15 protein-coding genes are annotated in these 11,361 nt (G+C 72.9%); 6 read left to right on the forward strand and 9 right to left on the reverse strand.

Translation table 11 applies throughout. The features are described 5' to 3' along the window. Positions 1-49 precede the first annotated feature (49 nt). The 3 genes from ACIA8R_RS51505 to ACIA8R_RS51515 all read right to left on the reverse strand — a co-directional run bounded on the left by ACIA8R_RS51505 (position 50) and on the right by ACIA8R_RS51515 (position 1,366). Complete coding sequence (locus tag ACIA8R_RS51505; protein WP_397045431.1) at positions 50-463, reverse strand: DUF6294 family protein; 414 nt, start codon at positions 461-463, stop codon at positions 50-52. A gap of 61 nt (positions 464-524) precedes the next feature. Then, a complete protein-coding gene (locus ACIA8R_RS51510; RefSeq protein WP_397045433.1) occupies positions 525-977 on the reverse strand; it encodes a cupin domain-containing protein in 453 nt (150 codons plus the stop codon). Next, a complete protein-coding gene (locus ACIA8R_RS51515; RefSeq protein WP_364100204.1) occupies positions 974-1,366 on the reverse strand; it encodes a VOC family protein in 393 nt (130 codons plus the stop codon). Before ACIA8R_RS51515 ends, ACIA8R_RS51510 begins: the two co-directional genes overlap by 4 nt. Positions 1,367-1,426: 60 nt before the next feature. Between ACIA8R_RS51515 and ACIA8R_RS51520 the strand changes: the two genes are divergently transcribed. Continuing rightward, positions 1,427-2,050, forward strand: coding sequence for a TetR/AcrR family transcriptional regulator (locus ACIA8R_RS51520; RefSeq protein ID WP_357705626.1), 624 nt, complete (start codon positions 1,427-1,429; stop codon positions 2,048-2,050). A gap of 75 nt (positions 2,051-2,125) precedes the next feature. On the opposite strand, the gene ACIA8R_RS51525 is transcribed toward ACIA8R_RS51520, so the two are convergent. Next, positions 2,126-2,362, reverse strand: coding sequence for a hypothetical protein (locus ACIA8R_RS51525; protein ID WP_357705627.1), 237 nt, complete (start codon positions 2,360-2,362; stop codon positions 2,126-2,128). Between the two features lie 68 nt (positions 2,363-2,430). Next, positions 2,431-2,832 (reverse strand): DUF6223 family protein, encoded by a 402-nt coding sequence (locus ACIA8R_RS51530; protein ID WP_364100209.1) that lies wholly within the window; start codon positions 2,830-2,832, stop codon positions 2,431-2,433. A 216-nt stretch (positions 2,833-3,048) separates the two neighbouring features. Between ACIA8R_RS51530 and ACIA8R_RS51535 the strand changes: the two genes are divergently transcribed. After that, a complete protein-coding gene (locus ACIA8R_RS51535) occupies positions 3,049-4,161 on the forward strand; it encodes a sensor histidine kinase (RefSeq protein ID WP_397045436.1) in 1,113 nt (370 codons plus the stop codon). After that, complete coding sequence (locus ACIA8R_RS51540) at positions 4,158-4,823, forward strand: response regulator transcription factor (protein WP_364100215.1); 666 nt, start codon at positions 4,158-4,160, stop codon at positions 4,821-4,823. Before ACIA8R_RS51535 ends, ACIA8R_RS51540 begins: the two co-directional genes overlap by 4 nt. A gap of 20 nt (positions 4,824-4,843) precedes the next feature. Here ACIA8R_RS51540 and ACIA8R_RS51545 read toward each other — a convergent pair whose 3' ends face one another. Further along, a complete protein-coding gene (locus ACIA8R_RS51545; RefSeq protein WP_397045438.1) occupies positions 4,844-5,698 on the reverse strand; it encodes a universal stress protein in 855 nt (284 codons plus the stop codon). Positions 5,699-5,900: 202 nt separating this feature from the next. On the opposite strand from ACIA8R_RS51545, the gene ACIA8R_RS51550 reads away from it, so the two are divergent. Further along, positions 5,901-6,776, forward strand: a complete 876-nt coding sequence (locus tag ACIA8R_RS51550) for a universal stress protein (protein ID WP_364100218.1) — start codon at positions 5,901-5,903, stop codon at positions 6,774-6,776. A 15-nt stretch (positions 6,777-6,791) separates the two neighbouring features. Here the strand turns inward: ACIA8R_RS51550 and ACIA8R_RS51555 are convergent, their stop codons facing one another. Together ACIA8R_RS51555 and ACIA8R_RS51560 are read right to left on the reverse strand one after the other, a co-directional pair. After that, a complete protein-coding gene (locus ACIA8R_RS51555) occupies positions 6,792-7,397 on the reverse strand; it encodes a hypothetical protein (RefSeq protein ID WP_397045440.1) in 606 nt (201 codons plus the stop codon). 225 nt (positions 7,398-7,622) lie between these two features. Then, on the reverse strand, positions 7,623-8,501 hold the full coding sequence (locus ACIA8R_RS51560) for a GerMN domain-containing protein (protein ID WP_397045442.1): 879 nt from the start codon (positions 8,499-8,501) through the stop codon (positions 7,623-7,625). A gap of 134 nt (positions 8,502-8,635) precedes the next feature. Between ACIA8R_RS51560 and ppk2 the strand changes: the two genes are divergently transcribed. Beyond that, on the forward strand, positions 8,636-9,430 hold the full coding sequence (gene ppk2, locus ACIA8R_RS51565; RefSeq protein ID WP_364100227.1) for a polyphosphate kinase 2: 795 nt from the start codon (positions 8,636-8,638) through the stop codon (positions 9,428-9,430). Positions 9,431-9,553: 123 nt separating this feature from the next. Beyond that, positions 9,554-10,744 (forward strand): MarP family serine protease, encoded by a 1,191-nt coding sequence (locus ACIA8R_RS51570; RefSeq protein ID WP_397045444.1) that lies wholly within the window; start codon positions 9,554-9,556, stop codon positions 10,742-10,744. Positions 10,745-10,761: 17 nt separating this feature from the next. Here ACIA8R_RS51570 and ACIA8R_RS51575 read toward each other — a convergent pair whose 3' ends face one another. Next, positions 10,762-11,319 carry a hypothetical protein gene (locus ACIA8R_RS51575; RefSeq protein WP_364100233.1) on the reverse strand — a complete coding sequence of 186 codons (558 nt, stop codon included), beginning with the start codon at positions 11,317-11,319 and terminating at the stop codon, positions 10,762-10,764. Positions 11,320-11,361: the final 42 nt, after the last annotated feature.

Consider the following 11,361-nt stretch of genomic DNA (forward strand, 5'->3'; position numbering starts at 1 on the left):
GGGGCGGCGCGTGCAGTGGGCCGGGCTCGTCCAGGGGTGTTCGGGTGGCTCAGCAGTGCTTGCTCAGCGACATGCGCCTGACCAGGTCGAACAGTTCGGGGTCGAACTGGCCCTTCGCGATCCAGCGGTAGGTCCGCCGGTCGTGCAGGTTCTTGACGAACTTGGTGCTGGTGCTGCCGTGGACGCGTATGTCGCCGAGCAGGGCGCCGGCGCCGTCCTTCAGGTGCGCCCACATCAGCCAGGCGTCCTCGTCGCCGAGGCTGGAGATCGTGGCGTCCAGGCGGGCGGTCCCGTTCGAGTACAGCGTCCAGGTCGCGCCGGGCTCGATCGTGCAGTAGCCCGCCGACATGTAGCCGCGCCAGGTGTACGTCTTCTGCTCCAGGGCGGACGCGCCGGCCGTCGTGGTGCCGGAGAGCACCAGGGCGAGGGCGGTGGCGAGCACGCTCGTGGTCCTGCCTGTCATGAGATCTCCTCGGAGCTCGGCCTGAAGGGGGGTGTGCTGGGGGGACGGGTGCGGCGGGAGGTCAGGCGGCGGTGCCCGGGGGCGGGCCGATGACCTGGTAGCCGTGACGGGCGGCCACCTCGGCCAGTAGGCCGGGGTCGGCGTCGCCGGCGGCTGCGACGTCCGCGGCGAAGGTCTCGAAGCCGGCGGGCCAGGTCAGCTGGAGCAGGCGCAGCGGGGCGTCCCGGTCGTTGGCGAAGGCGTGCGGCACCCGGCGGGGGAGCAGGACGAAGGCGCCGGCGGTGGCCTGCCACGACTGCTCGCCGCAGTACATCCGCGCCGCTCCCGACAGTACGTAGAACGCCTCGTCGTCGTGCTGGTGCACGTGCCAGGGCGTGGCGAAGCCGGGCGGGCACTCCTGTTCGACGACGGTGAGGCTCTCGCCGGTCTCCGCCCGGCCCGCCTTCACCGTCATGGTCGTGCCGAGGAACCTTTGGGCGGAGCCTGTCCCGGCGGGCAGGTGGAGGGCGCTCATGGCCGTCTCTGCAGCGTGTAGAGCCGGATCTCGATGCCGTCGGGGTCGAGGAGGCCGCCGATGAGCCATCCCACGCTGCCCTCGGCGATGTCGGAGTGGCCGACGCCGAGCGCGTCGAGGTGGTCGGACCAGGCGTGGAGCGCCTCCAGGGTCGGCACGGCCAGCGCGACCGGATCGAACCCGCTCCACCCGCCGGCCCGCCCGGGCTCCTCGCGCAGCGCGATCATCATCGTGTGCGCCGCGTCGCTCAGGGCCACGCCGCGCAGCACGCCGTCCTCGACGAACTCGATCGCCACGTCCAGGCCCAGCACGCGCCGGTACCACTCCAGGCTCTTGTGGACGTTGGAGACGGGGAGCTTGACGTGGTGGAACCCGTTCAGGAGCGTCATGCCTCACCACCGTTTGTAGTCTCACTTTAAGGTACTACTCTAAAGTGGTACTCTAAATCGATGGACGACGTCAAGAGCCCCAAGCGGCGCTCGGCACAGACCAGAAGCCGGATCGTGAACGCCGCCCAGGGGCTGTTCGTCGTGCGGGGCTATGCCGGGACGACCTTCCAGCTGGTCGCGGACGCGGCCGAGGTGTCGGTCCAGACGGTGTACTTCCACTACGGAACCAAGAGCCAGCTGCTCAAGCATGTGGTCGACGTCGCCTCCGCCGGTGACGACGAGCCCGTGCCACTGCTGGGACGCTCCTGGTTCGAGGAGTTGCGGTCGGCGCGGGACCCGATGGAGGTCGTAAGGGGATGGGTGCACCAGAGCGGCGTCATCCTCGGTCGCGTCGCCCCCGTCCTGGCCGTGGTCCGCGACGCGGCCGCGGGGGACGCCGACATGGCGGCCCAGTGGGCCGTCAACAGCGAGCAACGGCACACCGCCCACGGCCAGGTCGTCGCCATCCTCGACGGCCTGCACGCCCTGCGGCCCGGCCTGACCGGCGACCGGGCCACCGACATCACGGTGGGGCTGCTGTCGCCGGATCTGTTCCTGGTGATGACCCGCGAGTGCGGCTGGACGACGGCGCAGTGGGAGAGCTGGAGCGCCGACCAACTGGCCCACGCCCTGCTGCGCCCCTGATGGGGGGCATGGTCGTCGGTACGGCGCCGGATCGGCCTCCCTCTCGTCCGGTCGCCTGCCCGACCGGGGGCGTCGTCAGTCGGTCGGTTCCATGTCCGGGGGCTCGGGTTCGCCGGGGTCTTCGGCCACTTCGCGCCGCTCCTGCGCGACCTTCTCCTCGGGGTCGGGCGGGGGCTCGACCGGCTCGGCGGGGATGGGCCGGGGAGTGTCCCGCACCTCGACCCCCGCACGGGCGGCGGTCGTGTCGCTCTCCCCGTTGACCTGTCCGACCGCGGGAGGCATGTCCTCGGGAAGCTTGTCCTCTTCGTTCATGACCGGCAACTGCCCTGGCCTTGACCTCTTGAACGGAGACCGGCGGCGGCCCGAGGTGAGCGGGACGGTCATCCGGTGCGGCGGTGGCGGGCCAGGGTGAGGGCGCCGAGGATCATGGCGGCCAGGCCGAGGGCCAGGTCCAGGTAGCCGCCGACGATGCCGTAGCCGGTGCCGGGGCCGCCCTTGGCGGCGGCCACGACCACGCCGCCGATGACCATGCAGGTCAGCCCTGCGGCCAGGGCGACGACGGCTCCGCGCCTGCCGGTCCCGGCCCCGGGCGCGGTCCCGGCTCCGGTCGCGGTGCGGGGGCGAGGGAGGAGGCGGCCGGTGGAGCGGGCGAGGGCGAGGGCGCCGACGGCGGCCCCCGCCAGGCCCAGCCCGGCGGCGATCAGGGACCACAGCCGGCCGGTGGTCATGGCGTAGGCGCCGACCGGGTCGGCCTGGACCGCGAGCAGGTGACGGATGAGCATGACAGGTCCCTTCGTCTGGACGTCGGCGTGGGAAGAGCATCGCCGCCGGAACCGCCGCCGGTCGTCCGGCTGCGGCGGGCTTTCCAGGGTGCCGCCGATGCCGCAGCCGCCTACCGCGCGGACGGCAGGAAGTGCGGGATGTACCGCGTCCGCGGTAGTCGGCGGGTGATCCCTGGGCAGGAGTCGGACGGGCGGACATGCGGCTATGGTGCGCGTATGAGCACAAAGCGGGCCGGGGCCGTCGACTGGCTGATCGCGGTCGGCGTGGCGGCGGCGCTGGTGGTCACGGGGTTGTCGGGGCAGCGTCCCGCCACCTCCCTCGCCCTGCTCGGATACGCGCTGCTGGCGGCCGGTGGCCTGGCGTTGGCCGCGCGCCGCAGGGCTCCGGTCCCCGTCCTGGCTGTGACGGGGTTGTGCGCGGTGGGGTACCAGGCGGCCGGGTTCGACGTGCCGGCCGTGGCGTACCTGTTCGCGGTGTATGCGGCGATGCGGGACGGAAGACGCCTGGCCACCGTGGCCGCGAGCGTCATCGTGCTGGCCCTGCTGCCCCTGGCGGCGCTGGCCTCGGGGTTGCACGACACGGGTGAGGCGTTCGCGCAGGCTCGGGGCGCGCTCGAACTGGCCTGGCTGGTCGCGGCTGGCGCGGCGGGGGAGGCGTTGCGGCAGGCGGAGGGACGGGCGGAGGAGGCCGAGCGTACCCGGGAGGAGACCGCGCGGCGGCGGGCCGACGAGGAGCGGCTGCGCATCGCGCGGGACCTGCACGACTCGCTCACCCACCAGATCTCGATCATCAAGGTGCAGGCCGAGGTGGCCGTGCACGTAGCCCGCAGGAAGGGGGAGCAGGTGCCGGAGGCCATGCTGGTGATCCAGGAGGCCGGCCGCGAGGCGACCAGGGAACTGCGCGCGACCCTGGAGGCGCTGCGCGACGACGTGACCCCGCCGCACGGGCTCGACCAGGTCCCCGAGCTCCTGGAACGGGCCCGCACCACCGGCCTGGACGCGACGCTGACGATCGGCGGACAGCGGCGGGACGTGCCCGTCGCCGTGGACCGGACGGCGTACCGGATCGTCCAGGAGTCGCTGACCAACATCGCCCGCCACGCCGCCGCCGCGACCGCGGAGGTCCGGATCGACTACCGTCCCGACGCCCTGGCGATCCGCGTGGACGACGACGGCACGGCCACGCCGGACACCGCCCCCGTGCCCGGCGTCGGGCTGATCGGCATGCGCGAACGCGTCACCGCGCTCGGCGGACGGCTGCGGGCGGCGCCGCGTGGCACGGGCGGCTTCACCGTCCAGGCCGAACTGCCGATGGACCGTACGCCGTGATCCGGGTCCTGCTGGTGGACGACCAGCCGCTGCTGCGCGGCGGATTCCGCGCGCTGCTCGACCTGGAGGACGACATCGAGGTGGTCGCCGAGGCCGCCGACGGGGCGGAGGGCCTGACCCTGGCCAGGCAACACCTGCCCGACGTCGCGCTCGTCGACATCCAGATGCCGGTCGTGGACGGCATCGAGACGACCCGGCGCATCGCCGCCGACCCGGCCCTGGCCGGCGTGCGCGTCGTCATCCTGACCAACTACGGCCTGGACGAGTACGTCTTCAACGCCCTGCGCGCCGGCGCGGCCGGATTCCTCGTCAAGGACGTCGTGCCGGAGGACTTCCTGCACGCCGTGCGCGTCGCCGCCCGCGGTGACGCGCTGCTCGCCCCCTCGATCACCCGCAAGCTGATCGACCGGTACGTCACCCGGCCGCCGGCCGCCGCCACCACCGGCGAGGAGCTGCGGGAGCTGACCAACCGCGAGCGCGAGGCCGTCGCCCTGGTCGCGCGGGGCCTGTCCAACGACGAGATCGCCGCCCGGATGACGATCAGCTCGATGACCGCGAAGACCCACGTCAACCGGGCGATGGGCAAGCTGCGCGTCCGCGACCGCGCCCAGCTCGTGGTCCTGGCCTACGAGTCGGGCCTGGTGACGCCGCGCACCCCGTGAGGAGCCGGCGCAGGGCTGACTCAGTGGCGTTCGCGGACCACCGCGACGGTGCAGTGCGCGTGATGCAGGACGCCGCGCATGACCGAGCCGAGCACGGCCGAGCCCAGCCCGCTCCTGCCGTGCGATCCGATGATTAGCAGGTCGGCCCGCTCGCCCGCGCCGGCGAGCGTCTTGACGGGATGGCCGCACTGGACGTCCGTGACGACCTTCACCTCGGGGTGCCGTTCCTGCCAGGGGGTGAGCTGTTCCCTGGTGATGCGCAGGTGGCTCTCCCTCAGGGCCTCGATGTCGCAGGAGAAGTCCGGCGCCAGCGCGAACGGCGGCGGCCAGGCGTGCACCGCCCGGAGCATGCTGCCGCGCAGCTCGGCCTGCCGGAAGGCGTAGGCGAGGGCGGGCTCGGCGGCGGGGGAGCCGTCCACGCCGACGGCGACCTCGCCGTACGCGGCGGCGCCTCCGTCCCGTACGACGACCACCGGGCCCGGCGCCTGACCGGCGACGCTCATGCTGACCGAGCCGAGCACGGCCCCGGCGAAGCCGCCCGTCCCCCTGCGCCCGACCACCAGCTCGGCGGCCTCGGACGCCTGCTCCCGGAGGGCGACCGACGCCTTCCCGGCGATGACCCGGGTGCTCACGTCGACCGTGGGCCGGCGTTCCCGGACGATCTCCTCCGCCTGGGCCAGGATCTCCCGCGCGCGTTCCGTCATCGAGCTCTCCCACTCGACGGCGGCGATCTGCGGAACCTGGTACGGCCAGGTCTCCACCACGGACACGATCCGCAACGCGCCCTTCGCCCTGAAGGCGTCGTCGGCCGCCCACGCCACGGCGTCGAACCCGGACGGCGACCCGTCGACCCCCACCACGACCAGCTCAGACATCGCTCATACCTCCCCTACTCATTCAGCCGTCCGGCAGGTGAGCGGACAGGATCGCCCGTCCCAAAACTTGGAGAAGATTGGCGGCCGGAGCGGGCGCGGGCGGCGCCGGGCGGCTTCGCGTCCACGGAACTGGAGGATTCTTCGCCCACTCCTGACTTTGCGGAGACGGGCGCCGAGGAAGATCCACGGCCGGGAGGGCACGATGCCGGGACGGATCATGGTCGGCGTCGACGGGTCCGCGCCGTCGAACGCCGCGCTGGGATGGGCCGCCGACGACGCGGCGCGCACGGGCGCGGAGCTGCGGATCGTGCACGCGCTGGACCGGCAGCCGTACAGCGTCGGCAGGTTCCCCGACTTCGGGCAGTGGAACTACCTGCTGCTGGCGGCGTCCAGGGTGCTGGAGGCGGCGGAGGCGGCGGCCCGTGAGCGGCAGCCGTCCGTGGCGGTGCACGCCGAGGTCGTCGAGGGGACGCCCGCCGCCGTGCTCCAGGAGCAGGCGCGGCAGGCCGACGAGCTGGTCATCGGCAACCGGGGGCTGGGCGGGTTCGCCGGAGCCCTGCTCGGGTCGGTGACCACGCAGGTGGCCGGGCAGGTCAGGTGCCCCGTGGTGGTGGTACGCGCGGACCCGCCCGAACGGGTCGGCGAGGTCGGCGTCGGGATCGACGACTCCGACGTCTGCGGGCCGGCGATCGGCTACGCCTTCGAACAGGCCGAACGGCGGGGCGCGACGCTCCGCCTGATCCACGCCTGGCAGGCTCCCGTGCACGCCTTCGCCCCGGAGATCGCCTTCGACGTGGACGAGGTCCGCGCCGCCCAGACTGCGGTGATCCGTACCAGGACGGCCGGATGGCGGGAGAGGTTTCCCGGGGTGAACCTGGTCGAGGACGTCCAGAGCGCTCATCCGGTCGAGGCGCTCACCGGCGCCCCCTGCGACCTGCTCGTGGTCGGCTCGCGCGGCCGGGGCGCGTTCGGCGCGCTGCTCCTCGGCTCGGTCAGCAGGGGGGTGCTCCACCACGCGCGCTGCCCGGTCGCGGTGGTCCGTCCCGCCGAGGACCCCGGGGGCGGCGGGCCGGGCTGAGGGAGACCGTTGCGGTCAGGGGCTGCGCCGGCGTCCCCAGTCCTCGTCGGCCCGCGCCCACTGGACCTCCCACTCCTGGTACCGCCTCCGGTCCGTCCACCACCGGAACCCCGCGAACCCGCCCAGAGCGGCCAGCACGATCACGGACATGAGCAGCGTCCCGGTCACCACGCCCCTCGTCCGCAGGACCGTGCGGTCGGCGGGCGGCGGCGCCGGGCTTCCGGCGGCGTCGATCCACAACGGGACCGTCGAGCCGGCCTTGGCCACCGCGGGGACCGGCACCGGGCCGCTCCGCACCGCGCCCGAGGACGTCGTCCAGCGCGCCATCGCCTGCTGCCCGCGCACCGGCATCTCGGTGAGGGTCACACGGGCGGCCGGCGCGTCCGCCAGCAACGTCGCCCTGACCTGGTGTCGCCCCGCGGCGTGCGCGCTCTCCTCCTGGAGCGCGCCCTCGTAGGCCAGCCGCCCCGCCAGGACGGCGGGCCAGACGCCCGCGAGCAGCACGAGCGCGGTCACCAGCACGGCGACCGACTCCAGCCGGTCGGAACGGCGACGCAGCGGATTGCCGTCGGGACGGTACAGGCGTACACGCCGGGCCAGAAGATCGATCAACGCTTTCAACGGGCACCTCCTTGAAGCACTGTGCGAGTGTCCCGGCGGGGGACGGCAGGGGCGTGTGACTCTTGACGGGAGGGCTTTCGTCCCGAGTGCGTCATGACGGGACGGACCGGGCGGCCCGGTCGTCCGGATCGCGGAGGGCACGGGGAGAAGGTGCGGTCACACCGCCATCATGAACGAACCCGGGAGATCAACATGGCCGTTCTCCTGGGAAGACACCCGGCTCTCTCAGCCCGGCTCCAGGGAACGGGGGATCGAGTCCGACGGCCCGGCGGGGGCCCCGGTACGGCCCGCCGCGTCGTAGATCTTGACCCACCTGATCGCCGGGAACTGCTTGAGCGTCGGCCTGATCTGGTCGGCGACGGTGAAGGCCGCCCCTCCGCCGTCGACGGGGCCGGTCAGGTAGACCCTGGCGATCCCGTCCCGCACGGTCAGCCTGCTGAAGCCGGTGGCCTTGGAGCCGACGAAGCGCAGCCCGCGCGCCCGCTCGTCCTGGGTCGGGCCGGCGAACAGCCGTCGCAGCGCGCCGAACGCGGTCGCGGGCGGGGGCACCGGGCGGGTCACGGCCGTCGTACGCGGGCTCCGGGCGGTGGTGTCGAGGAAGTGATCGCGTACGGGCACGGTCCGGTAGGACGTGGTCAGGTCGACGACGACCCTGCTGGGGTGGGTGAGCGTGCGGATCCGGTAGGGCACGCGCCTGGCGAGTCCGACGCCGAAGGTGAGTGTGGCCTCGAAGTCGCCGGTGTTGACGACCTGGACGACGCCGGGGAGCGCGTACGTCCGGCGGGTGGGGCCGTAGGTGGTCCGGCCCCGGCGGTCGTGGCCGTCGGCCTGGTCGAAGCGGACCTGGAGCAGGGCGTCGCCGACCGCGCCGACCGTACGCCCGGAGCCGTCGGCGACCAGCCGGGACACGTAGCGGACGTCCTGCCGGGCCGGGACCGGGCCTTGGAACTCGAAGACCAGCCGGTCCAGTCCGGGCAGGTGCGCGGCCCGGACACCCACCAGGACGGGGACGGCGGCCTGCCGCGCGGCCCGCGCGGGTAAGGCCGGCACGCCGGTGACGGTCACCGCCAGGGCGACGGCGAGCAGGGAACGGATCGGGGGCATGGTCATCATCTCTTTCCCGTGGTCGAACCTGGTCCCAGACTGACGCGTGCGGCCGTGGGGCGACACCGCCGGACGTCCTGAACTCCGTGACCTTCCGCCCTCCCGGAAGGGGCCGGCTTCTAGAATCCGCAGGCATGGGGACTGACAGGTTGCGCCGCAAGCCGTACGAGAAGGAACTCCTCCGCCTCCAGCAGGAGCTGGTGGAGCTGCAGGAGTGGGTGCGGGCCGAGGGGCGGCGCGTCGTGGTGATCTTCGAGGGCCGGGACGCCGCGGGCAAGGGCAGCACGATCAAGCGGGTCGCCGAGTACCTGAACCCCCGGGTGGCCAGGATCGCCGCGCTGCCCGTGCCGACCGGGCGGGAGCGGTCGCAGTGGTACTTCCAGCGGTACGTCGAGCACCTGCCGGCCGCGGGGGAGATCGTGCTGTTCGACCGGAGCTGGTACAACCGGGCCGGGGTCGAGCGGGTGATGGGCTTCTGCACGCAGGAGGAGTACACGCGTTTCCTGCACCAGTGCCCGATCTTCGAGAGGCTGCTGGTCGAGGACGGGATCCTGCTGCGGAAGTACTGGTTCTCGGTGAGCGACGCCGAGCAGGAACGGCGCTTCCGTGACCGGCTGGAGGACCCGATGCGCCGGTGGAAGCTGTCGGAGATGGACCTGGAGTCGATCACCAGGTGGGAGGAGTACTCCCGGGCCAAGGACGAGATGCTGGTGCACACCGACATCCCCGAGGCCCCCTGGTACGAGGTGGAGAGCGAGGACAAGCGGCGGGCCAGGATCAACATGATCGCGCACCTGCTGTCCACGATCCCCTACCGGCGGGTGGAGCGGTCGCCGCTGGAGATCCCGCCGCGGCCGCCCGCCACCGGTTACCGGCGTCCGCCGCGCCGCCCGGACGGGTACGTGCCCGACGTCACGGCCGGGCTCTGATCGGGGGCTGTCACGTTGCCCGGCGCGCCGGGCCGGCCCTTCCGCGAGGGCGGGTGGATCAAGGAAAGCTGCCGTACCGGATGGAATGCTCCCTTGTCGGGGAAAAGGTGATTGTCTTTCCTTGTGCCTGGTGATCTGCTCGACGTCGTCCTGGTCGTCCTGGTGATCGGCTTCGGTGTCGCCGGGTTCAGGCAGGGGTTCGTCGTCGGGGTGGCGAGCTCGATCGGGTTCGTCGCCGGATGCGTGCTGGGGATCGCCGTCGCCCCCGCCGTCACGGACGCGCTCGTGACCGGCGACATGCCGCAGACGGCCCTGGCGGTCGTCATCGTGTTCCTGATCGCGCTGGCCGGGCAGTTCGCCGCGTCCACGCTGGGGGTGCGGTTACGCATGTACATCCGGGCCGAGCCGGCCCTGATCCTGGACTCCGTGGGTGGCGGGCTGGTCAACGCCGCGTTCGTCCTGGTGGTCGCCTGGCTGGTGGGCAGCCTGCTGGTGTCCGGCCCGTGGGCGCTGGTGGTGGAGCAGATCCGCGGCTCGGCGCTGCTGTCCACGATGGACGAGGCGGTGCCCGAGGCGGCGCGGGACTGGCAGCGGCCCTTCAAGCAGTTCGTCGACCGGTCGGACTTCCCGCCGGTGCTCGACGCCATCGCCGGGATGAGCACCGCCCGGGTGCCGCCGCCGGACGTGGCCGTGCTGCGCAGCCCGGCGCTGCGGCAGGCGCGGACGGGCATCCTCCAGGTCCAGGGGACCGCCACCTCCTGCGGCAAGCGCATCACCGGCACCGGCTTCACGTACGCGCCCGACCACATCATGACCAACGCGCACGTCGTGGCGGGGGTGGACACGGACCTCCAGGTCGTCGACCACCAGCAGCGGCCGCACCCGGCACAGGTCGTCTGGTACAACCCGCGGCGGGACATCGCGGTCCTGTACGTCCCGGGGCTCGGGCTGCCCCCGCTCACCTTCGGGCCCCAGGCGCGGGAGGGCCAGGACGCGCTGGTCGCCGGATACCCGAACGGCGGCGGGTTCACGCCGGAACCCGCCCGCGTCGCGATCCGGCAGCGGGCCGGCAGCCCCGACATCTACCGGGCCTTGAAGGTGACCAGGGAGGTCTACCAGGTCAGAGGCAAGATCCAGCAGGGCAACTCCGGCGGCCCGCTGCTGGCCGTCGACGGCCGGGTGCTGGGCGTGATCTTCGCCGCCGTCGCCGGCCAGGTGGAGACCGGCTACGCGCTGACGGCCGCCGAGGTCGCACCCGACGCCCGCCAGGCGGCCACGGCCACCAACCCGGTCAGCACCCAGGCCTGCGACTGACCGCCGGGGCCCGCCGGTCAGTACGAGACCGTGGCGTACTGGTAGACGGTGTCGCCGTTCTCGTCGCCGAAGTGCCTGCGGCCGGTCATGATCTCGCCCGGGTTCGCCTTCGACTCGTGCCTGCTCTCCTTGTACGTCTGCGACCAGCGCTTGTTCACCAGCGTCACGGGCCTGCCCTGCCAGGTGAGCAGCGCGAAGTAGGCCGAGGTGACGCCGTTCTCGTCCCCGTCGTGCTCGCGGCCCACCAGGGCGTTGCTCTCCGGCCCCTCGAACCACGAGTAGGTCTCGGTGGCGACCTCCTGGTGGTGGGCGGTGGACACGGCGACCTGCTCGGTGCCGATCCAGATCCGGCCGCACCAGTACGTCGTCCAGCCGTTCTCGTCCCCGTTGTGGGACCGGCCGATGAACACCTCGCCGGCCGGGCAGAAGAACTTGCTGTCGTTCTCCCGGATCGTCGCGGAGTACCCCTCGACGATCTGGACGGACGGCTTCGCCGCCGCGGGCGCGGCGGGAGCCAGGGTCAGGGCCAGGACAGCGGACGCCGCAGCGGCAAACGCCTTCTTGTACACGGTCACCTCAGGTCAGTCGATCTCGCCGGTTCTCCGGCACGACGGACA

It is taken from the genome of Nonomuraea sp. NPDC051191 (assembly GCF_044455665.1).
In the GTDB taxonomy this organism is placed as follows: domain Bacteria; phylum Actinomycetota; class Actinomycetes; order Streptosporangiales; family Streptosporangiaceae; genus Nonomuraea.

Bases quoted from the DNA above. Each gene is read 5' to 3' on its own strand.
- ACIA8R_RS51520 (WP_357705626.1), top strand. From the start codon at position 1,427: ATGGACGACGTCAAGAGCCCCAAGCGGCGCTCGGCACAGACCAGAAGC.
- ACIA8R_RS51545 (WP_397045438.1), bottom strand. From the start codon at position 5,698: ATGTCTGAGCTGGTCGTGGTGGGGGTCGACGGGTCGCCGTCCGGGTTC.
- ACIA8R_RS51560 (WP_397045442.1), bottom strand. From the start codon at position 8,501: ATGCCCCCGATCCGTTCCCTGCTCGCCGTCGCCCTGGCGGTGACCGTC.
- ACIA8R_RS51550 (WP_364100218.1), top strand. From the start codon at position 5,901: ATGCCGGGACGGATCATGGTCGGCGTCGACGGGTCCGCGCCGTCGAAC.
- ACIA8R_RS51530 (WP_364100209.1), bottom strand. From the start codon at position 2,832: ATGCTCATCCGTCACCTGCTCGCGGTCCAGGCCGACCCGGTCGGCGCC.
- ACIA8R_RS51510 (WP_397045433.1), bottom strand. From the start codon at position 977: ATGAGCGCCCTCCACCTGCCCGCCGGGACAGGCTCCGCCCAAAGGTTC.
- ppk2 (WP_364100227.1), top strand. From the start codon at position 8,636: ATGGGGACTGACAGGTTGCGCCGCAAGCCGTACGAGAAGGAACTCCTC.
- ACIA8R_RS51505 (WP_397045431.1), bottom strand. From the start codon at position 463: ATGACAGGCAGGACCACGAGCGTGCTCGCCACCGCCCTCGCCCTGGTG.
- ACIA8R_RS51515 (WP_364100204.1), bottom strand. From the start codon at position 1,366: ATGACGCTCCTGAACGGGTTCCACCACGTCAAGCTCCCCGTCTCCAAC.
- ACIA8R_RS51525 (WP_357705627.1), bottom strand. From the start codon at position 2,362: ATGAACGAAGAGGACAAGCTTCCCGAGGACATGCCTCCCGCGGTCGGA.
- ACIA8R_RS51535 (WP_397045436.1), top strand. From the start codon at position 3,049: ATGAGCACAAAGCGGGCCGGGGCCGTCGACTGGCTGATCGCGGTCGGC.